This is a genomic window from Hymenobacter montanus (genome assembly GCF_014699115.1).
Taxonomy (GTDB): Bacteria; Bacteroidota; Bacteroidia; order Cytophagales; family Hymenobacteraceae; genus Hymenobacter; species Hymenobacter montanus.
Map to the genome: position 1 here is coordinate 1 of NZ_JACXAD010000002.1, position 20,682 is coordinate 20,682.

Sequence of the window (20,682 nt, forward strand, 5' to 3'; positions counted from 1 at the left end):
GACAAAGGCCCCGCGCAGGGCTACGACGCGGGGCGTGTCGCGTGCGGCCGCATGCAGGGCTTTTTTTTGCGCCGCAAATCGTGCGCGGCCAGTACCTGCCAGACCGTGCTCACGCACACGCGCAGCCCGTTCTGGGCCGCGAGCAGTGCCCGCAACTCGGCCAGCGGGATGTCGGGCTGCTGGCCCACCCAGGCCACGAGTTGCGCTTGCGCGGCGGCGTCCAAGCACCGGGCCGGACCGCCGTTCCAGGGCTTGGCCGCCACCGTGCCGCTCGTGCGCTGGCGCCGCAACAGCTTGGCCACGAAGGACAACCTCACCCCGAATTGCGCCGCCACCGCGTGCTGCCGCTGTCCCGGCCGCTGGCAGGCGGCCGCCACTTTCTCCCGCAAATCGTCCGAATACGCTTTCATTAACCTGCATACGCAATGCAGGAAAAAGTGTACATTAACTGCAAAACCGCTCTAACTTGTCCGATACGCTCTCGGATGTTACCGCGGCAATGGTATGCTTTCGCGCACCGCCTGCAACACTTTCTCGGCTGGTAAATCCTCCATGCAACTGGTGCCGAACTGGCAGGTGCCCCGGTAGAAGCAGACGCATTCGCGGTCGGGCTGCACGATCTGGCCGCGGCCGTAGAGGTCAAATTCGTGAGGGTTGAAGATGTTGTTCATGAGGATGGTAGGCTTACCCAACGCGATGCTGATGTGCATGGCCATGGTAACCTGGGTCACGATGCCATCCATCTGGTGCATCAGGTTGATGAACTGGGGGAGGGGGAACGTGCCGGGGTAGGTCGCCCCGGTGGCGGCGTGGAGCACGCGGTTGCGGGCATCTTCGGCCTCGCCGCCCAGGAGCACGGGGGTGTAGCCGGCCCTTTGCAGGTCCTGGATGAGAGCGGTCCACTTTTCGTCGCTCCAGAGGCGAGTGGTCCACCGGTCACCGCAGCCGGTGTTGACGCCGATGCGGGGAGCAGCAACGGGTAGCTGGCTCCAGTCGTAGCCTTTGTCTTCGTGGGTGTCGAAGACGTATTCTTCGCCCCGGAAATCGAAGCCGCAGAGCTCAAAGATTTCCTGCACGTACGGCTTGGTGTTGGCTTGGCTAACCTGGTCGAAGAGGCCGGTGAGAAATTTGTGCTCGGCCCGTTCGTTTACCGGCCAGGCCACGCCGTCGTGCGGGCGCAGGGCGTAGCCAAACTTCGCTTTAGCCGGAATGGTGTTCAGCAAGGCACAGGCTTCCTTCTCCTTATCGAGATTGATGACCACGTCGAACTGTCGGGCCTGGAGCTGCAAGGCGCTGGCGAAATCAAACTTCAGAATTTCATCGACTTCCGCCTGGGGCAGAATAGCGGGCGTGTGGGTGAGCCAGGTGATGAAGCAGCCCGGCTGCTCCACCCGCAGCCGCCGTAGCAACGGGGTAGTTCGGATAACGTCGCCGATGGCTCCGAGTTTAATGATGAGTACCCGACTGCTCACGGGCGCGTACACCGCGCACCCCTGGCACAGGTAGCCAGCGGCTTTATTGGGTCGGCAGGGCAGATCGCCGCGAAAGTGACGGCAATCGGAGTTCACAACACAGTTGTCGAGAAGATGAGGCACGAGGTCGGGAAGCGGATGAAAAGGCAAAAATAGCGCTGGGTGGCACCGCCCATAAAAAAGCCGCCGCTGCCCCAGCGGAGCAACGGCGGCCATAAAACAAGGAGCCCTTAAAAATTGACGTTGAATTGGCCGTTACTCACAGTCTTCGAAGCTGTGCCGTTGCTGCCCGTGAAGGTAAAGGTACCAACAATGTTAGTAGCAGTGACACTGGTCACGGTGATTGTACCCGCAGTAGCATTATAGGTCTGGTTTGCGGCTGGGCCGGTTGAGTAGAGAGCTGCCTGATCGCCTGTGCCCGTCGGATCGGGAAGAGCATAAGTGCCAACTCTTCTGGCTACCCCTAGGATAACGCTCGTATTGCTCGTGGTACTTGCGGTAATTATAACGCCGGTGCCAACTGATCTGGCGAGGACGCCAGCGGCCGTTACGTTGCTGCCATCAATCGTCCAGCTCACGCCGGTAGCCGGAGCAGCGGGAGCTGGAGCCGGATCATCCTTCTTTTTCGAGCAGGCGGAGAGAGAGGCGAACGCCAATACCGTAGTGGCGACCCGGAGGGAATGCAAAGAGAAACTCATAGGAAAAATGTGCAAAAATGGTGAGTAAAAACACGCAGCACTCGCCGAGTGGTAACGCTGGCAGACGTTAACAGAAGAGGTATTTAACTATTAATTCCCTTAGAAGTTAAGGCTAAACTTACCGTTAGTCACATTTTTCGAAACGGTACCATCGCTGCCGGTGAAGGTGAACGTGCCAACGATGGTTTTGTCCGTGATGCTTGTTACAACAATGGTGCCGGAAGTGCTTTTATAATCCTGGGTTGTGCCATCACTATTACTCACCCGATAGGTAGCGGCATCTACCGAGGTGCTGGGGGGGGCTGGGTAAGTGCCCACGCTTTTAGGTAGAGTGAGGTAAATGCCAGTAGGGGTTTCTTTAGCGGTTCCACTAGCTATAATTACGTTGCCAATTGGGGCAGCCGTATGAGACTCGGCCTTCATATTGGTGCCGTCAACCGTCCAGCTCATATACATGGTAGGTGGCAAATTCTTTCTTGAGCAAGCAGCGAGGGATGCGAACACCAATACGGTGGTAGCGATGCGAAGAAAACGCAAAGTGAATTTCATGATGAAGGGGAAAGGAGGGATACCAGGCAGTCGCCTGGTAGCTGATGTTGGCAAAGCAAGGAATGAGCCAAGTCCTAATGATTGCGCGAATCAGATAAATCTGCTTCCTTAAATCAACTGTTTACCGGCTCTAAAGGATGATGTGTAACGGAGCCGCTGCTTCATTGGCACCACCGTATAATTCTGCCGCCTCGTAAATGCGGCCGATTAGTCTCAATTCATAAACCACTCGCAGCCGGCCAATGTGCTCACGCGATGATTGAGTTGTCTGGGAAATTCAGCAAAATCTCCGGCGGATGCCTTTGGTGGGTACCACTATCAACTTGCCCGGTGCGGGGCACGAGGCAGGCAAATAAAAATAAAAGGGTGCACGGGCGCTCAGCGGCCTACGTAGGTGCTGGGCGTAATGGCGCGTAGCTCAGCCTTTAGGTCCTCGCTCACGTTCAGCCCATCAATGAATGCTCCGATGCTGTCCGCCGAAATGGCCTCGCCGGTGCGGGTAAGGGCCTTCAGTGCGTTGTAGGGGTCGGGATAAGCTTCTCTTCGGAGAATGGTTTGGATGCCCTCAGCCACTACGGCCCAGTTGGCCGCCAGGTCGCGCTGCAGCGCCGACTCATCCAGGGCCAGCTTACACAGGCCCCGCTGTAGGGCGCCCAGAGCAATGAGAATGTGGCCCAGTGGCACGCCCAGGTTGCGCAGTACCGTGGAATCGGTCAGGTCGCGTTGGAGGCGGGAGACGGGCAGCTTGGCGGCGAGGTGTTCGAGCAGAGCGCTGGCCACCCCCAGGTTGCCCTCCGCGTTCTCGAAGTCGATGGGGTTCACCTTGTGCGGCATGGCGGAGGAGCCAACCTCACCCGCCTTGATGGTTTGCCGGAAGTAGCCGAGGGAAATGTACTGCCACACGTCGCGGGCCAGGTCGAGCAAAATAGTATTGAGACGCTTCAGGCCGTCGCAATGGGCCGCCAGGTGGTCGTAGTGCTCGATTTGAGTAGTGGGAAACGAGCGGTGCAGGCCCAGCCGGTCGTTCACGAAAGTGGCAGCAAACGCGTGCCAGTCGACTTGCGGGTAGGCCACGTAATGAGCGTTGAAGTTGCCGGTGGCCCCGCCGAATTTAGCGCCAAACGGAACCTGAGCCAGCAACTCCACCTGAGCGTCGAGCCGGGCCACGAACACCTCAAGCTCCTTGCCCAGCCGGGTGGGCGAGGCCGGCTGCCCATGAGTGCGGGCCAGCATGGGCACGGCCGCCCACTCCTGAGCCCGGGCCGCCAGCGCGTTGCGGACCTGGGCGTAGCCGGGCAGCAGCACTCCCACCAAGGCATCGCGGAAGCTCAGGGGAATGGCCGTGTTGTTGACGTCCTGAGACGTGAGGCCGAAATGAATGAACTCGAGGAAGCCCCCGAGGCCCAGGGCCGTGAACTGGTCGCGCAGCCAGTACTCCACGGCTTTCACGTCGTGGTTGGTGATGGCTTCGTGGGCCTTGATGGCTTCGGCGTCGGCTTCGGCGAAGGTTTCGTAGAGGCGGCGCAAGGCGGGGAAAGTGGCGGCCGGCACGTCTTGCAGCTGGGGCAGCGGCAACTCGGCCAGGGCGATGAAGTACTCAACTTCGACCAGCACGCGGTAACGCATCAGGGCCATTTCGGAGAAGCGCTGGGCCAGGGGGGCGGTGGCGCGGGCGTAGCGCCCGTCGAGGGGCGACAGGGCAGTAAGGGAACTCGGCATGAAGGCAAAAGTAGGAACGGCGCGACCTGTGAACCCGTGCCAGGGGGCGCCGGTGCGCGGGCCGGCCCCGCTAGCTGGGTCAATCACCCAGGTAAATTTCGGTTTAGCGCAACCGTTCTTCTTACCTTTGACATTGGCTAAACCGCCCACCTTCCTGAGTTCCGTGTCCATATCCCCTTCCACCAAACGACTTTTCATCCGCATTCTGGCTGGTGTAACCCTGCTGCTGGGACTGGCCTTCGCCGTATTTCAATGGAAGCGCCAGCAGCTCCTGACGTATGCGCTGGAGAAAATAAAGGCCAAAGTTGAGCGCAAGTACCCGGTCGTTCTCACCCTGGGGCGAGCCCGGTTCGTCGGCTTTAAAACGGTGGAAATCGCGGGCATGAGCCTCGTGCCCAGTGCGGCGCCTACCGATACCCTGCTCACTGCCAAGTGTTTGCAGGCCAGCTTGAGCGTGCGCTCCTTGTTCGCCGGCCGCCCGGTATTCAGTGAACTGGAAATCATGGCGGCGCACCTGACGGCCCGGAAAACCCCGACGAGCGACAACTTTGGATTTCTGATTAAGAAGCAGAAAACCCCCGTTGTACCGCGCGATGTCACCAAAGGCACTAATTATGGCTTACTGCTGAACCAAGTGCTCGAAACCGCGTTTGACAACGTGCCCGGGGAGGCCAGCTTCAAGAATTTTTACGTGAGCTACAACAGTCCGCACCACATGGCGCTGTTGCGCCTGCCGGAGCTGCAGATCAAGGACGGCGACATTACCGGCCAACTCACGGCGAACATCGATTCCGTAACAAACGAATTAGGCATCAGCGGGCACATCGAGCCGGGTGATTATTCCCTCTCGGCCCGGGTGTTCGGCCGGGGCAGCTCGGTGCAGTTGCCCTACGTGCCCCGCCAGTTCGGGGCCCTTGTGAGCTTCGATACGGTGCTGGTCCGCCTCGACAGCAAGGATTTTGAAAGCAACGATGCGGGGGGGGAGCTGATGGTGCGCGGCTCGCTGGCCGCCCGGAACTTTAGCTTATACCACCCGAAGCTGGCCGCCAACGAGATTGAGGTGCAGCGCGGGTCGCTCGACTTCGTGGCTACGCTGGGCCGGGGCACGATGGCGCTGGAAAAGGGCAGCCAGATAACGGTGAACAAGCTGGTGTTCAACCCCGAAATCAGCGTGCGGATGAAACCTAGTCTGGCGGTTAATATCAGCGTGACTTCGGCTGAAACCGGGGCGAACGACTTCTTTGCGTCCTTGCCCACCGGCATCTTCGACGAAGTGCGCGGGGCCCGGGGTACGGGCACGCTCACGTATCGTCTGAGGACCAGCCTCGACATGGCTAAGGTCGATAGCCTGAAATTTGATTCCAGCCTGCAGGGCAGGAACTTTCAACTCACCGCCTTCGGCGAGGAAGACCTGAACAAGCTGAACACGTCTTTCCGTTACACGGCCTACAATGACCAGGGCGACTCGGTCCGCAGCTTCACCGTGGGGCCGCCCAACCCCGACTTCGTCTCCTACAACGACGTGTCGCCCTACCTCATCCACGCCATTACCACGGCCGAGGACCCGCGCTTCTTCACGCACCGGGGCTTTATGGAGCAGGCGTTCGTGAAATCGGCTATTCAGAACATCAAAGAGGGCCGCTTTGCCCGCGGCGGCAGCACCTTATCGATGCAGTTGGTCAAGAACGTGTTCCTGACCCGCCAAAAAACCGTAGCCCGGAAGGTAGAGGAGGCCCTCATCGTGTGGCTGCTCGAAAACACCCACATGGCCAGCAAGCAGCGCATGTTTGAGGTGTACCTGAATATTATTGAGTGGGGCCCCAGCAAGTACCGCTGGCCCAGCGGCAAGCGGGGCGTATACGGCGTGAAGGATGCTGCTTTGTTCTACTACGGCAAGCGCCCCAGCGAGCTCAACCTGGCGGAAAGCTTATATTTGGCCAGCATCATTCCCAAGCCTAAGTTCTACCGCTATTCCTTCGATGCCTACGGCGACCTGCGCCGCAGCACCCGCTACTTCTTTCGGCTAATTGCCGACATTATGGCCAACCGCGGCCTTATCACTAATGCGGACCGTGGGAACCTGTCCTATGCGCTTAATCTCAACGGTCCCGCGCGTCAGTACATGCACTTTGCCACCCGCCCGGATACTACGCGCACCACGGCCGCGGCCGATTCCAGTCAATTTGAGCCCCTCAACCTGATTGATCTGCTGAACACCGGCGGCGCCCCGGACGCCGGCGTGAATTCCGGAGCCCGGGATGAGGACGCGCCGACGGCTCCCAAATAGGGGAGCTTTCATCCTCACCAAGCCGCTGGTTTGTGAGGGGGATAAAGCAAAAAGGGACGGCCATTCGGCCGTCCCTTTTTGCTTCTTGTGTATTATGCTCGGTAGCTGGGCCTATGTGGCACAACCTTAAACGATTTCACCACAGCGCGGGCGCGCCACCGTCCAAGCTGCGTTCCACGTGCTAAGGCTGGCTTTACTTGGCTGCCGGCTTCAGGGGGTGCAGCCAACTGCTCACTTTCATTCGCAACACGCCAAAGAGGGCTTCCTCGAAAATGCCCTTCGACATTTTGGAGGTGCCCCGGGTGCGGTCGGTGAAAATAATCGGCACTTCTTTGATGCGAAAGCCCAACTGGTAGGCCAGCCACTTCATCTCAATCTGAAAAGCGTAGCCCACAAAGTGAATGCTGGCCAGGTCGATGGTGCGCAGCACGCGGGCCGTGTAACATTTGAAGCCGGCGGTGGCATCGCGAATGGGCATGCCGGTTATCAGGCGCACGTACCAGGAGGCAAAGAAAGACAGCAGGACCCGCGACATGGGCCAGTTGACCACGTTCACCCCCTGAATGTAGCGCGAACCGATGGCCATATCGAACCCCTCAAGGGCGCAGGCCTCGTACAGGCGCACCAAGTCGTCAGGGTTGTGCGAGAAGTCGGCGTCCATCTCGAATACGTATTCGTAGCTGTGCTCAAGTGCCCAGCGGAAGCCGTGCAGGTAGGCGGTACCTAAGCCCTGCTTGCCGCTACGCTCTTCTAAAAACAGCCGGCCTGGAAACTGAGCCTGCAGCCCTCGCACAATGGCGGCCGTGCCATCAGGCGAGCCGTCGTCGATAATCAACAGATCGAACGCCTTCGGCAAAGACATCACCTTTCGGATAATCAATTCCGCATTTTCGCGCTCGTTGTAGGTAGGAATTAGGACGAGGCCTTCACTCATGGGATCAAAGATAGGGTTTTGCCGCACGAAGCTGCATGCTGATACGGTGCCCAGGGCTATTATTTAGCAATTAAATAATAATAGTTATATTAACTGATCCCTGGTGCCAGCCAAAAACCTACTATTGGCCAGCAGCTAAGGCATTAGCTACCTGCCGGGCATAGCGCACACAGTCGGGTACGCTCACCCCGGCCCGCCAGTTGGCAACCGCCACGATGTTGTCGGCTTCGAGCGTCTTGGCAGCTACGTGGGCGCCAACGATAGCCGTGTCGAACTGCGGAATGCTACGGGGCCATACGTAGCGCCCTTGCCAGCGCGGCTCACCCACAATGCCGTAGAAGCGGCTTAATTCGGCGTGCACGGCGGCCTTTTGGGCGTCTTCGGGTTGGTGGGCGGCTTCCTCGTACTGCGCGCCCCCGACAAACGTGGTGAACAGCACTTGCCCCTTGGGCACCCGGCCCGGGTAGATGGCGCTGGTCCAGATGGAGCCGGCCGCGTAGGGTTGCTCTACTTTGGGGTGCAAGGCCCCAAATCCGTTGAGGGCATGCGCGACGGCTGCCCGGTCGTAGGCCGAGAAGACGACGCTCATCGGGGGGTAGTGCACCGCGGCCAGGGCGCGGGCGGCCTGCGGAAAAAGGGGCGCCAGGAGCGGGGCGGCGCCATAAGCCGGCAGGGCTAGCGCCAGGTGAGTATAGGCCGCTGAGTTGGTGGCCGGCGCAAGCTGTAGCTGGTAAGTGCCGTCGGGGCGGCGGGCGACCCCCGTTACGGCAGTGCTGGGATGGTAGTGCGAGAGCTTGGCCGCGAGGGTGTCAGTAATGGTTTGCACTCCCTGCTTAAGCGAGACAATGCGCCGCCGCAGGGCTCCTTTACCGGTTTTGGCCAGGCCGCGCAGCACCGAGCCGTATTGTTGCTCCAGGGCCACCAATTGCGGGAAGGTTTTGTGCAGCAGCAGCTTCTCCGGGTCGCCGGCGTAAATGCCGGCCGTAAAGGGGTTGACGGCATAGTCCACGATTTCGGGGCCGAAACGGCGGCGAAAAAAATGGGCCACGGTTTCGTTGACGTCGGGCGGACCGGCGGGGCGGCGCAGCTCGCGCAGCAGGTGCCATTTGGCGCGCACGCTGAAGAACCCGTTACTGAGCAGGGCCGGCGGTGAGCCCGGCAACTGGCGGTAGCGGCCGCCGCGCAGCACGAAGCGGTGCTGGCTCACGGCCGCGGTGTCCTCAATCTGGTCGGTCAGGCCGAGTTCGGCCAGCAGCTCTTCTAGTTCGACGCTCAGCTGCAGGGAGTTGGGACCAGTTTCGAGCAGGTAGCCTTCGGGCGTGGGCCAACTGTGGAGGTTGCCGCCGGGCCGGGAGCTGGCTTCGAACAAGTCGTAGGCCACGCCGGCTTGTTGCAGGTACCAGGCGAGGGTGAGGCCGCTGATGCCGCCGCCGATAATCGCAATGTTCATAGAGTCGTCGCGGAAGTGGGTGGCAAAGGTAGCTACCCCATCTGGCGGGGCGCCCGTAGCTTTGCCCTGATGACTACAAAGAACAAAGCCATTTTTCTCGACCGCGACGGGGTGTTAAATAACGAAATCGGCGACTACGTGTGGAAGCTGGAGGAGTTCATCGTCAGCCCCGGCGTGCCCGAAAGCCTAGCCCGCCTCAAAGCCGCTGGCTACTACCTGATTGTCGTCACCAATCAGGCTGGCATCGCCAAGCAGCTCTACACGGCTACGGAGGTGCGGGCCTGTCATGCCCAACTGCAAGCCGCCTGCGGCAGTGCGCTCGACGCCCTTTATTTCAGCGAGGCCCACCCGAGCGTGAGCGAGTCCATCCTGCGCAAGCCCGATTCGGGCATGCTCGAAAAAGCCGTGGCCCGCTTCAACCTCGACCCGGCTCAGTGCTGGATAGTCGGCGACCGGTACCGCGACATGGAGGCCGGGGCTAAGATTGGCGTGCGCGGCATCATGGTGGGCGAAACGGAGCCGGTTGATTTCACCCCCCGGGTAGCAGATTTGCGGGCGGCCACCGATGTTATCCTGGGAGCTGCGCCGGCAAATTAACCCAAGGTGAGAACGAGCACTGAGCGAAAAGGACCAAACCCGGCAGGGGGCTAGCCGAGTGGTGTTACGAATCCCGCGGAGCGGTTCGTAGCACCACTACTCGGGAGAACGGGGTTGCCACCAGTCATTCCAGTGGTACCACGAAGCCCTCCGGGCAATTCGGGCCACCACCCGGACAGCGGCTATTCCTCAGTCAGTTGCTCCGGGAAAATATCAAATAGGGTTGCGCCATCTACTGCACAGATGCCCCAGGGGGGCTCGGTATCTACCCGGATAACTGCCTGGCCCTTGCTAAATTTCGTTTCAACCACCCGGCCGGCAATGACGCCCGGGCGGGGATAAACACTGGCCGAGTCGAGATGCTAAGCTGTTACAACCGGGACTTTCTCTACGAAGAACCACGGGCGCTGCCCCAATCGACCAAGCGGCATTCTACGAAACCAGGAAAGGGATCATCAACAAACCGAACGATTTCGACTTTGATTTTCCTAAACATGGCCGAGGGTAGCTAAAAGTAGAAAGGCCGGCTTCCTACGGAGGAAGCCGGCCTGCGGTAATCGAGTTCGGAGCCTACTGGCGGGTGGCGGGCGTAGCCGTACTAGCCGTAATGGGCGAGGAAATGCGACTGGCTTCCTTGGTGCTGGTGTAGGCCGGGCACTTTTGGCGGTTGCAAGCGCCGAGTGAAAGAGCAGCAACACCGGCGGCGAGCAAAACGAACTTTTTCATAATTATAAAAAACGGGTGGAGGATGACGCGGCTGAGCTGAAGTTCAAAGATAAGCACGTTAGCCTATACCTGATGAAAAAATGATGAGGGCGAAAAATAGTACTATTTAGTAGCCAAGAATCCGCATCATGCTCGCCGCTTCCTGCTGCGGCGCGAACACGGTGTCAATAAGGGTACCGTCGGGGGCACGGTCAAGAATAACGTGCTGCGGGGCGGGAATAAGGCAATGCTTGATGCCGCCGTAGCCACTCAGGCTCTCCTGGTAGGCGCCGGTATGGAAAAACCCGACGTAGAGCGGCTGGGTGTCGGTGGGCTTGCGTTCGGGCAGGAAAACCTGGTAGATGTGCTTTTCGGCGTTGTAATAATCCTGGGAATCGCAGGTGAGGCCGCCCAACTGAAGCCGCTTGTAGCCCTTCTCCCAGCCATTGACCGCGAGCATGATAAACCGTTGGTTCAGCGCCCAGGTGTCGGGCAAGTTGGTAATGAAGGAGCCGTCGATCATGTACCACAGCTCTTTGTCGTTCTGCAGCTTTTCGTCGAGGATGCTGTAGATGATGGCGCCGCTTTCGCCCACCGTGAAGATGCCGAACTCGGTGAAAATGTCGGGCTCCGGTACGCCTTCCTCGGCGCAGATGCGCTGGATGGTCCGCAGAATCTCGGTTACCATGTACGGGTAGTCGTACTCGGGCTGGATGCTGGTTTGGATGGGGAAGCCGCCGCCAATATCAATAGTGGTCAGGGTGGGGCACACCTTGCGCAGCTCGCAGTACTTGTGCACGAAGCGGCTCAGCTCCGACCAGTAATACGACGTGTCCTTGATGCCGGTGTTGATGAAGTAGTGCAGCATGGTGAGCTCGAAGCGCGGGTCTTCCTTGATGCGCTTCTCGTAGAGCGGGATGGCATCGGCGTACCGGATGCCCAGGCGGGAGGTGTAGAACTGGAAGCGCGGCTCCTCGTCGGAAGCCAGGCGCATGCCCAGGTTCACCTTCTCGCGCACGTGGTCGTGGTAATAGTCGATTTCGTTCGGCGCGTCGATGATGGGCATGCAGTTCACAAAGCCGTCGTTGATCAGGTCGGCGATTTCCTGCTTGTAGGCTTCGGGCTTGAAGCCGTTGCAGATGATGTGCTTCTGCTTGTCGACCTTGCCCTGGGCGTGCAGGTTGCGAATGATGCTGATGTCGAACCACGACGAAGTTTCGAGGTGGATGTCGTTTTTCAGGGCTTCTTCCAGCACAAAACGGAAGTGCGACGACTTGGTGCAGTAGGCGTAGGTGTACGAGCCCTGGTAGTTGGTTTGTTGAATGGCCTCGGCAAACCAGTGCTTGGCCCGCTGAATCTGGGAGCTGATCTTGGGCAGGTAGGTGAGGCGCAGCGGGGTGCCGTACTTCGCCACAAGGCCCATCAGGTCAATATCGTGGAAGCGCAGCTCGTGGTTTTGGACGGTAAAGTCGGCCGTAGGGAAGTCAAACGTTTGGGAAATTAGGTCGTGGTAAGTGTCCATTCTATTTTTGAATGCGGCGAGAAAAGCCGATATTTGCTTCGGGCGGGTCAAAAGTACCGCCGGGGTGCGGAAGTGGCAGGAGCAAGCAGTTGTTCGTGAGCCGTCCCGCCTTGCATCGTGACGATGGAATTAAGCGACTTGGCTACGGTAGAGCGTCCCTCTCCCGCAAGGCAGCGCTCGAAGGTTATTCTGTAGTTGTCGGTTGCTGATGGTCAGTGAGCACGGGTTTTCGACCCGAGCGACTGGCTACCAGCAGCTGACGACTGAGAGCCGCCTTGGAACGATGCCGCCATGTCCTACCTACAATTCCCACCCGATGAAACGCATAAAACTACTGGAGGTTCGCTCTGAGCTGGGGGCCGGTACCCGCGGGGCCAGTATGGGCATCGATGCCTTGCGCGTGGCCTGCCTCAACAAGGGCTGTAACTATTTCAGCCGGTTCAACTCCGTAACGGTCCCGGACCTGAACCACGTGCTCTTCGACAAAAACCACTTTCCATTCGCCAAGCACATCGACTCTATTTACACGGTGCAAAAGGCCATTGCCAATACTGTGGAGCAAACCTTACGTTTTGGGGAGTTTCCGCTGGTGCTGGCCGGCGACCACAGCAGCGCCAACGCTACCATTGCCGGCATCAAGGCTACGTACCCGCACAAAACCCTGGGCGTGGTTTGGATTGATGCCCACGCTGACATTCATTCGCCCTACACCACCCCCAGCGGCAACGTGCACGGCATGCCCCTGGCCGCTGCCCTGGGCCTCGACAACCTCGCCCACCAGCGCAACCGGCCCGACCCGGAAACCGAGTTTTTCTGGCATCGCCTGCAAAACCTCGGCGAGCCCGGCCCCAAGCTCAGCCCCGACCACCTGGTGTACGTGGTGGTGCGCGACACCGAGGAGCAGGAGAATGCCATTATCGAATCGTTGGGTATCAAGAACTTTAAGCTGCCCGAGTTTCGCGCCAAAGGCCCGCGTCAGGTGGCCCGCGAGATTTATGAGCAGCTGCGTTTCTGCGACCTGGTGTACATTTCCTTTGATGTGGACTCGCTGGACTCGCGCTTCAGCAAGGGTACTGGTACGCCGGTTGAGCTGGGCCTCGACGTGCCCGAAGCCATTGCCCTCTGCCGCGCCCTGCTCGAAAACGACCGGGTAGTGTGCTTCGAGATGGTCGAAATCAACCCCACGCTCGACAGCGAGAATACCATGGCTAAAAATGCTTTCAGTATTCTGGAAGCCGCTACCGAAGCCATCGAACGGCGCCTGCGGCTCAATGAGGTGGTGAGCCGGTGAATCAATTGAAAAGTAAAAACACCAAATTAAAAGAGGGGTTTACGACCGCTTTTAATTCGGTGTTTTTATCTTTATTCAGAGTAGCTTTCTAATTCGTATACAGGGTAAAGGCCGCTGTGAAACCTCATCTGGATTTATTCTTTTACGAACCGCTGCACCCACTCCCGCGCATCGGTTTTTATTCTGATAATATATAGTCCGACTTTAAGATTTTCGATGGAAATGACTCCAGCATCTAGTGCGCCTTTCTGCAACAACTTTCCTTCTATGGAGTTTATTTCATAAGTAGTACCCTTTAAAATGTTTCCTGAAAGGTAGAGCTGATTTTTGGTCGGGTTGGGGTGCAGGCTGTATAAATTGCGGATTTGGTTATCTTGATTGGTTGCCGTTATTACTTCTCTGCAATCTCCGGTTGGGCACCATCTATGCATTTGAATGTTGCCCATTCCAGCATTTTCAAATAAAATCACATACTCGCCATTGCTGCGTTTAAAAACATTTATTCCGCATTTGGCATCCACCTGGCCCTCGCCACCGATCCACCCATTCATATTTTGGGTTATAGTACCCACTAAAGATCCGGTCGATTTATTTAAAATTCGGATGTGCCCATAACCGTATGCAGCGAACAAATAATCACCCGCTACTCTTATGGCAACTACACGGCCGCCGCCGTAGTTTATTTCGGGGGTATACTGTAAATCATTGAAAGGAACATTCGCAATCCACTTTTCAGATGGACTAGTATTCCAATTCTGGATGCATCGTATATACTTATTGTCGCCATCCCTATCAGTAGTAAGGCTTGCAATCAGGTATAAGCAATCGGTATCCTCATCCAAGGCCAATCCACTTGATCTGTATCTGGAATCAGGGATTGGAGCAATTGTAGAAGTATTGTAAACAGGATTGCCAAAACTATCAAAGCCCTTAAACGGATACTTGATGCAATGATCAAAAGGATTAGGCTTTTGGGCCAGCATATAGATATCCCCGTTTTTCTTAACCTGTGAGTAAGATGTATATTCTTCCCTGCCTAAAACAGTATTCCACGTACGGGTTGTAGGGTTATAGGTAGCAATGTTATAGTTAAAGCCCGTAGGCATTATGACCGATGGAATGGCAACTTCACCGTCATTTGTTCTGTCGAAACGAAACATCTCCAAATCATACCCTGCCTGATCTGAGCGGGTAGTAAACAGCTTGCCTTGGATTCTAAATACACCATGGCCCAATGAGCGTACTATAACATCGGTTAAATGGTCGACTCTGGGGTCCAAAGGATATCTGAAACGATTCATTGTAAACCCTTTTAAGGACCATTCGCTGCCGGGCGTGGTTTTACTATAATCCAGGGAGTAATGGTGATATTTGGTGTAAACCTCGGTTTCGTTATCAGGATCTATGCCCCCGCCATCCAATGAAGACCCGCAAAAAATCCGCCATTGCAAGGTGCCGGCTTCATTGAATTTCTCAACCGCCGCGCCCCAAAAACTTCCGTAGCGACAAGCTACATAGATGTTTCCGGCTGCGTCAACATCAATACCACTTATCCAGTGTAGCTTGGCGGTATTGTTAAACTGCCCTGCAACCCCGGAGAATATTCCGTTCATAACTCCAAACGTACCTACTTTACTCGGGGTGCCCGATAGGTTGCCATACTTCCAAATTTGGCTATGCTCGTTCAGGCCGCCTACCAGCAATTGGTTACGGTTGTCGATAGCTAAGCTTTTAGGCTTTTCAAAATCAGAAATGCTTGCTCCCGGTACCCCCGTATTTGAAAACGAAAGAATGTTTTTCCCGTACCAGGTAGGTCCATCAGCCGGTGTCTGACTGCTGGTAGGATCCCACTGCAGTACCCATATCTTTCCATTGTTGTCCACCGTTATCCTGGTTGGATTAGTTACTGCCCAACTGATATCTTCTGTCATGGTAATAATATTGTATATATGAACCTTATTGTCGGTGTAATTGCTTATGTACATTTTTTCGTTCTTTATGTACAGCCCCTCTATATCTTTCCCATTCAAATAAGTGACCAGCGGAGTTAAAGATCCCCCGTAAGCATATTTTTTTATCCCTTGGCCGGGTGTACCAAAATAGACATTATCAGCAGTGGCAGCTACCGCCTTTACGGGGCTTCCAAAACCGGAATTAAAACCATCATATTGCCCCGAAAAACTCCCGTCAGTGGTATTGAATGAAGCACCACCTCCGCCTCTTTCGTGATACCCGGCGAAGAATAAGGCCCCGTTACCAAGCTTTATGTCTTCAAGTTCTTCCGGTACTCTCTCAACCCTCTGTAGATCAATAAATCTGCTAAACGTATTGCCTACCCAGGATTGTTTAATGGTACCTACAGGGGCTATAGGAGCTTGTGCTAAAGCATTTTGAAAACCAAGAGTTGCTATTAACAGGGTTGCTATGATTAACGTAATAATTTTCATGGTATAAACCGGATTTTAATTAATTTTTTTATTGATTAATCCTTCGCAGGCTACCTCTGATTAAAGCTTGAACGATAATGGTAACTTAGAATTGCTATGACCAAGCTTACAACTGGCATATAGGTAAACGGACTTGTTTTACCAACTCACCAAAATTCAAGATATAAAACAAAGCGTTTAGGAAGCAATCATAGTAGGCGAAGAACTAACTTAATTGTTATCCGACCTGCTAATCGCCATTATAACCGCCCGAGGACAAATTCCACTACCTGTTGCGGTTGTGTTCCTTGGATTTGACGGCCGTTAAATACGGCCCGACTCCCGGGACTGAGCGTGCGCCGCCCAGCCCCGGGGTCCGGTGCCTACTGGTCCGGGGGGGCGTTGAACTCGGCGAAAGCTACTTCGACCCCTAGCGCATGCGCGACAAACGGGGTATAGCTGTCAGGGCGGGTGCTACCAGCTACGCTCCTCGTTCGCTTCAGGCGCGAAGTTTCGGGAGAGGGGAGACGATAGCAAACTCAAGTTGCCGAACAGCCGCGTCGCGGCGAGCGGTTGGTAGCATGGGCAGCCGGAACGGGGTTGAAGCCGCGTAGCGGTGACAGACTCGTCCGGCGGCTCTGCCACCGCGACGCGGCTCTGGTTGTCACAGGGTAAAGATGCTACCAACCTCTCACCGCTACGCGGCTATTCCACAACGTGGATTAGCGACACGAAAGGGAATACGGCACTACTTGCAGTTAATACTGACTGATAAATGCGTAAGCCCCTAGTGTATAGGCAGCGGCCGATGAGAAATGGTTGCCGCCCGGAATCGGGTGCAGCTCAACCTGAGTAGCACCGCGCCCGCGCATGGCCTCATAGGCATCTTGCGAGTTGAAGAAGGGCACGTAATCGTCGGCGGTGCCGTGGAAGAGGGCCAGCGGAGCGCGCGGCCGCCAGTCGTAAAGATCGTTGGCGGCCAAGGCGGCGGCAAACGGCGCATCGGTGTTGGCTAACACCGCCTGGCGGAAGGCCGGGGTAAATAGCTGGTTCGGCTGGCTGGGCACCGCGGCGAACGGGTCGGCTTGCAACCGCGTGGCGTACGGTTCCTGGTAGTAGAAGGAGAGAGGCCGGTTTAAGCGGTAGATGCGGTCGTAGGTTCGCAGCACCCATACGTAGGTGCTCAGGAAGTTAAGCGGCTGCGTGGCGCCGAGAACGTAGCGGGCGAAGGCCGTCTTGTGATAGGCTCCCGCCCCGGGGGCGCTGGCCGTAACGGGCAGCGTGGTAGCGTATCGCTCTTCCAGCAGCTTGTGCAAGGCCATGGTGGCGTACCCGCCCTCGGAGTAGCCAAGCAGGAAGTTTTTCGGGTTGACCCCGACGTTTTGCTGCTGGCAGAACTCCCGCGTGGCCCGTAGCATGTCGGCCGAGGCCGAGGCCAGCGAAGCCGCGTGCTCGTAGGGGTGGGGCAGAGCTTTGGAGGCGCCGTAGCCTAGGTAGTCGGGCGCCGACACCACGTACCCCGCCGAAGCCAGCACCGACACCACCGACCAGACGTCGCTGCCAGTGGCGTAGTACGAGGGCGCCTGAGTTTCGCTACGGGGTTCGAGTGTGCCGTGCTGGTAACTGAGCACGGGCAGCGGACCAGCCCCCACTGGCACCAGCACCGCCCCGGAGGCCGTCGTTTCGGCTCCCTCGGGAGTCTGGGTGTGATAGGTAAGCCGGTACACCCGGATGGGGTAGCGCACCAGGCTACCCGCCAGGGGCACCCCCGGCACGCGCCCGGCCAGGGCGGTCGTGCTGTATTCGCCAATAAGGGTACTGCCGGTCAGAACGGCAGCTTCGGCGGTGGGAGGGGCGGTGGTTGGCTCCGGAGCATTGCTCTTGCAGGCTGGGGCGGCCAGCAATGCCATAAACAACCATACAAAGCGATATCTGGAAACGATGGAAAAGCGGAATAGCGACACACGGGAAAGGCTTGAAGTGGAGGAATCAAAACCCTAACGCCGTTCTATGGGGCCGGCGTTCCGGGGAGGCCCGGTAGCGAAGGCACGACCGGGACCTCACCCCCTAACCCCCTCTCCGCAAGAGAGGGGGGCCCCGGTCATGCGCGGGCTGGAATCGTCAGGCTCCCCTCTCCTGGGGGCTCTGCGCATAAAGCAGATGCTGAGCGGGGAGTAAGGTTCCCCGATAGAAAGAAGGGTTTGTAGCTCGGCGCCATTACCACAAGCCTGTAATCTGACAAAGCCTTCGCCTTCCGCGTTGCCCGCGAAGCCAGCGGCGACGCTACTCGGCAATCAGCTCATTGTGCTAACTCAGGCTCCTTAAGAATATCTGCTAGGTGAGAGTAGAAGTATGTTTGCTATTCACCAACTAAGCCTTATAGCCACAATGGGCCTTTGTCAAGCAGAAATTTTCTTTAAAGAGAAAACGCCTACTTTCCAAACTATTAGCCAACAATACAAACAGCAAACGGGCCTTGATATAGCGTTAACAGCTACTATCCACTTGGCTACCGGTGAATTTGGAGAGGTATTGAAGGACTCAGCTACTCTTGTTTCGATTCTGCAGTCGGATGCCGCCGCAGTTGCCGCAATTGAGAATCGGTACAACGTTGAAGAAAGATGTGTGCTTTTAGCAAGTCAGTACGAACAAGCCGCTGCACTGAGAGATCGGATGAAAGAAGAAAAGGCCCGTTTAAACCATATTAGCAGAGTTGAAATAGCGGTCGGTTATGGTGACTTTTATCCCATTGAAGTTTCTGTACATGACCAAGTATTAGTGGTAAACAGGTACCACAACCAGCATTACGCAGTGGTCTCTCTAATTAAATCGTTGGTTGATTTAGGGGGCCTATATAGATGGGGTGACAAAGAACAACCATTGCCGAAGAGCTGGCGCAAACTGAAGCAGTGGCAGAATTATAAATGGTACAATCGTCCAAGAAAGTGAGCAACAACGAGCTCCAACTCCGCTAAACCCTGGCAGGGCGGCCGTCGCTTAAATTTAGGTGGGCTGTTCATCTGGCTGGCGCTGGGCCGGAGCCAGCAGGCCACCGAGAGAACCGGAACTGGTGCCCACTCTTTTGGGCCTCGCGGCGGTGAGTAAGCCGGGGCCCACCCCATGGGGTCCCGTAAGGTTAGCGCTTGCCCGTACCTTTGCCCCGTGCAACAGTTAGAAAACTCCCTCAAAACCGCCCTGCAAACCGCCGCTCAGGCTGTTTTCGGGGTTGAAATCTCCGCCGCCAGCCTCACGCTTCAGCCCACTCGCAAGGAGTTTGCCGGCAGCTTCACCCTCGTCACGTTTCCCCTCACCAAAGCCTTGGGCAAGGGCCCGGAGCAAATCGGGCAGGGGCTGGGCGAGTGGTTGCAAGCCCACGAGCCCCGCGTGAGCGGCTACAACGTGGTGAAAGGCTTCCTGAACCTCGAAATTGCCGACTCGGAGTGGCTGACGGTGTTTGGCCAGCTGCGCGCGCAGCCGGCCACCGCGCCCGTAGCCACCGAGGGTCCGCGCCGGGTGGTGGTCGAGTATTCGTCGCCCAACACCAACAAGCCCCTGCACCTGGGCCACTTGCGCAACAATTTTCTGGGCTACTCGGTGGCGGAGATTCTGAAGGCCACCGGCGCTGCCGTCACCAAAGCGAATTTGGTGAACGACCGCGGCATTCACATCTGCAAGTCGATGATTGCTTACCAGCACTTCGGCCACGGCGAAACGCCGCAGAGCGCGGGCCTGAAGGGCGACCACCTCGCCGGCAAATACTACGTGCTGTTTGAGAAGCATTACCGCGAAGAAATCCGTCAGCTCGAAGCCGAAGGGGTGGCTCCCGATATCGCGAAGAAAAGCGCCCCGCTCATCACCGAGGCCCAGCAGATGCTGCAAGCCTGGGAGGCCGGCGACGAGGCAGTAGTGAGCCTCTGGCGCCAGATGAACGGCTGGGTGTACGAGGGCTTCGACGAAACCTACCAGACCATTGGCGTCGATTTTGACAAGTTTTACTACGAGTCCGCTACGTATCTGCTGGGCAAGGAACGGGTCGAGGAAGGCTTGCAAAAAGGGGTGTTTTTCCGGAAGGAAGACGGCTCGGTGTGGGTCGACCTGCAAGCCGAGGGCCTGGACGAAAAGCTGCTGCTGCGCGCCGACGGCACCAGCGTGTACATCACCCAGGACCTGGGCACGGCCGAGCTGAAGTACCAGGACTTTGGCTACGACTCCAGCATCTACGTCATCGCCGACGAGCAGAACTACCACATGCAGGTGCTGCAAGCCACCTTGCGTAAATTGGGCAAGCCCTATGCCGAGGCGATTCATCACCTGAGTTACGGCATGGTGGATTTACCCTCGGGCAAGATGAAGTCGCGCGAAGGCACCGTGGTCGACGCCGACGAGCTGGTGCGCGAGGTCGTGGCCGCCGCCCAAGCCGCCACCCTCGAAAAAGGCAAAACCGAAGGCCTGACCGATGCCGAGCTGGCAGAACTGTACCATATGCTCGGCCTGGGCGCGTTGAAATACTATCTGCTGAAAGTCGACCCCAAGAAGCGCATGCTCTTCAACCCCGAAGAGTCGGTGAGCCTGGAGGGGCATACGGGGCCGTTTATTCAGTATTCGCACGCCCGCATCGCGGCCATCCGCCGCAAAGCGGCCGAGCTGGGCATCAGCGAAACGGCCGACTGGGCCAGCATCGCTAGCCTCGATGGCACCGAGCGGGAGTTGGTGCAGGAGCTGGCCCGCTACCCCGCGGTGGTGGCCGAGGCAGCCCGCAACCTGTCGCCTGCCGTGGTAGCCCAGTATGCCTATGACCTGGCCAAAGCCTATAACCGCTTCTACGCCGAAGTTTCCATTTTCCAGGAGCCCGACCCGGCCCGGCGCAGCCTGCGGGTAGCCCTGTCGGCCCGTGTAGGCGAGCAGATCAAGGCGTCGCTCGGCCTGCTGGGCATGCAAGCCCCCGAACGCATGTAACTCTCGCAGTTGGCACGCTGGCTGCGTTGCCGGCTGCCCAATGATTAGCATCTAACGACCTAGTCCCTAAAAAGCT

At 57.4% G+C, this 20,682-nt stretch carries 16 protein-coding genes; 5 read left to right on the top strand and 11 right to left on the bottom strand.

Features of this window, described 5'->3' with window-relative positions; translation table 11 throughout:
• Positions 1-20: 20 nt before the first annotated feature.
• The 5 genes from IC235_RS01755 to purB all read right to left on the bottom strand — a co-directional run bounded on the left by IC235_RS01755 (position 21) and on the right by purB (position 4,438).
• Positions 21-410 (bottom strand): COG3415 family protein, encoded by a 390-nt coding sequence (locus IC235_RS01755; protein ID WP_223847029.1) that lies wholly within the window; start codon positions 408-410, stop codon positions 21-23.
• 78 nt (positions 411-488) lie between these two features.
• On the bottom strand, positions 489-1,595 hold the full coding sequence (locus tag IC235_RS01760; protein ID WP_191003453.1) for a glycosyltransferase family 9 protein: 1,107 nt from the start codon (positions 1,593-1,595) through the stop codon (positions 489-491).
• Positions 1,596-1,702: 107 nt separating this feature from the next.
• Positions 1,703-2,170 (bottom strand): hypothetical protein, encoded by a 468-nt coding sequence (locus tag IC235_RS01765; protein ID WP_191003454.1) that lies wholly within the window; start codon positions 2,168-2,170, stop codon positions 1,703-1,705.
• Between the two features lie 99 nt (positions 2,171-2,269).
• Positions 2,270-2,719 carry a DUF6252 family protein gene (locus IC235_RS01770; protein WP_191003455.1) on the bottom strand — a complete coding sequence of 150 codons (450 nt, stop codon included), beginning with the start codon at positions 2,717-2,719 and terminating at the stop codon, positions 2,270-2,272.
• A 378-nt stretch (positions 2,720-3,097) separates the two neighbouring features.
• Positions 3,098-4,438: an adenylosuccinate lyase gene (gene purB / locus IC235_RS01775; protein ID WP_191003456.1), complete on the bottom strand. Its 1,341-nt coding sequence runs from the start codon at positions 4,436-4,438 to the stop codon at positions 3,098-3,100.
• Between the two features lie 163 nt (positions 4,439-4,601).
• Between purB and IC235_RS22545 the strand changes: the two genes are divergently transcribed.
• On the top strand, positions 4,602-6,725 hold the full coding sequence (locus tag IC235_RS22545; RefSeq protein WP_191003457.1) for a transglycosylase domain-containing protein: 2,124 nt from the start codon (positions 4,602-4,604) through the stop codon (positions 6,723-6,725).
• A 193-nt stretch (positions 6,726-6,918) separates the two neighbouring features.
• On the opposite strand, the gene IC235_RS01785 is transcribed toward IC235_RS22545, so the two are convergent.
• Together IC235_RS01785 and hemG are read right to left on the bottom strand one after the other, a co-directional pair.
• Positions 6,919-7,659: a polyprenol monophosphomannose synthase gene (locus IC235_RS01785; protein ID WP_191003458.1), complete on the bottom strand. Its 741-nt coding sequence runs from the start codon at positions 7,657-7,659 to the stop codon at positions 6,919-6,921.
• A 121-nt stretch (positions 7,660-7,780) separates the two neighbouring features.
• Entirely contained in the window at positions 7,781-9,109 is a 1,329-nt protein-coding gene (hemG, locus tag IC235_RS01790) for a protoporphyrinogen oxidase (RefSeq protein WP_191003459.1), read from the bottom strand.
• A gap of 15 nt (positions 9,110-9,124) precedes the next feature.
• Here hemG and IC235_RS01795 point away from each other — a divergent pair, with 15 nt between their 5' ends.
• Complete coding sequence (locus tag IC235_RS01795; protein WP_317173512.1) at positions 9,125-9,706, top strand: D-glycero-alpha-D-manno-heptose-1,7-bisphosphate 7-phosphatase; 582 nt, start codon at positions 9,125-9,127, stop codon at positions 9,704-9,706.
• Between the two features lie 570 nt (positions 9,707-10,276).
• Here IC235_RS01795 and IC235_RS01800 read toward each other — a convergent pair.
• Positions 10,277-10,432, bottom strand: coding sequence for a hypothetical protein (locus IC235_RS01800; protein WP_191003461.1), 156 nt, complete (start codon positions 10,430-10,432; stop codon positions 10,277-10,279).
• A gap of 106 nt (positions 10,433-10,538) precedes the next feature.
• Positions 10,539-11,933 (bottom strand): type III PLP-dependent enzyme domain-containing protein, encoded by a 1,395-nt coding sequence (locus tag IC235_RS01805; protein WP_191003462.1) that lies wholly within the window; start codon positions 11,931-11,933, stop codon positions 10,539-10,541.
• A gap of 316 nt (positions 11,934-12,249) precedes the next feature.
• Between IC235_RS01805 and IC235_RS01810 the strand changes: the two genes are divergently transcribed.
• The gene (locus tag IC235_RS01810; protein ID WP_191003463.1) at positions 12,250-13,224 is read left to right on the top strand and encodes an arginase; all 975 of its coding nucleotides are present in this window, start codon (positions 12,250-12,252) and stop codon (positions 13,222-13,224) included.
• 134 nt (positions 13,225-13,358) lie between these two features.
• On the opposite strand, the gene IC235_RS01815 is transcribed toward IC235_RS01810, so the two are convergent.
• Positions 13,359-15,671: a T9SS type A sorting domain-containing protein gene (locus IC235_RS01815; RefSeq protein WP_191003464.1), complete on the bottom strand. Its 2,313-nt coding sequence runs from the start codon at positions 15,669-15,671 to the stop codon at positions 13,359-13,361.
• A gap of 737 nt (positions 15,672-16,408) precedes the next feature.
• Positions 16,409-17,560: an alpha/beta hydrolase family protein gene (locus tag IC235_RS01820; protein ID WP_191003465.1), complete on the bottom strand. Its 1,152-nt coding sequence runs from the start codon at positions 17,558-17,560 to the stop codon at positions 16,409-16,411.
• A 442-nt stretch (positions 17,561-18,002) separates the two neighbouring features.
• Between IC235_RS01820 and IC235_RS01825 the strand changes: the two genes are divergently transcribed.
• The gene (locus tag IC235_RS01825; protein WP_191003466.1) at positions 18,003-18,599 is read left to right on the top strand and encodes a hypothetical protein; all 597 of its coding nucleotides are present in this window, start codon (positions 18,003-18,005) and stop codon (positions 18,597-18,599) included.
• Between the two features lie 171 nt (positions 18,600-18,770).
• A complete protein-coding gene (gene argS / locus IC235_RS01830) occupies positions 18,771-20,606 on the top strand; it encodes an arginine--tRNA ligase (protein ID WP_191003467.1) in 1,836 nt (611 codons plus the stop codon).
• The last annotated feature ends 76 nt before the right edge of the window (positions 20,607-20,682 follow it).

Excerpts from the sequence above, each read along its gene's own strand:
- IC235_RS01755 (WP_223847029.1), bottom strand. The coding sequence starts at position 410 with ATGAAAGCGTATTCGGACGATTTGCGGGAGAAAGTGGCGGCCGCCTGC.
- IC235_RS01765 (WP_191003454.1), bottom strand. The coding sequence starts at position 2,170 with ATGAGTTTCTCTTTGCATTCCCTCCGGGTCGCCACTACGGTATTGGCG.
- IC235_RS01770 (WP_191003455.1), bottom strand. The coding sequence starts at position 2,719 with ATGAAATTCACTTTGCGTTTTCTTCGCATCGCTACCACCGTATTGGTG.
- purB (WP_191003456.1), bottom strand. The coding sequence starts at position 4,438 with ATGCCGAGTTCCCTTACTGCCCTGTCGCCCCTCGACGGGCGCTACGCC.
- IC235_RS01785 (WP_191003458.1), bottom strand. The coding sequence starts at position 7,659 with ATGAGTGAAGGCCTCGTCCTAATTCCTACCTACAACGAGCGCGAAAAT.
- hemG (WP_191003459.1), bottom strand. The coding sequence starts at position 9,109 with ATGAACATTGCGATTATCGGCGGCGGCATCAGCGGCCTCACCCTCGCC.
- IC235_RS01800 (WP_191003461.1), bottom strand. The coding sequence starts at position 10,432 with ATGAAAAAGTTCGTTTTGCTCGCCGCCGGTGTTGCTGCTCTTTCACTC.
- IC235_RS01805 (WP_191003462.1), bottom strand. The coding sequence starts at position 11,933 with ATGGACACTTACCACGACCTAATTTCCCAAACGTTTGACTTCCCTACG.
- IC235_RS01810 (WP_191003463.1), top strand. The coding sequence starts at position 12,250 with ATGAAACGCATAAAACTACTGGAGGTTCGCTCTGAGCTGGGGGCCGGT.
- IC235_RS01815 (WP_191003464.1), bottom strand. The coding sequence starts at position 15,671 with ATGAAAATTATTACGTTAATCATAGCAACCCTGTTAATAGCAACTCTT.
- IC235_RS01820 (WP_191003465.1), bottom strand. The coding sequence starts at position 17,560 with ATGGCATTGCTGGCCGCCCCAGCCTGCAAGAGCAATGCTCCGGAGCCA.
- IC235_RS01825 (WP_191003466.1), top strand. The coding sequence starts at position 18,003 with ATGTTTGCTATTCACCAACTAAGCCTTATAGCCACAATGGGCCTTTGT.
- argS (WP_191003467.1), top strand. The coding sequence starts at position 18,771 with ATGGGGTCCCGTAAGGTTAGCGCTTGCCCGTACCTTTGCCCCGTGCAA.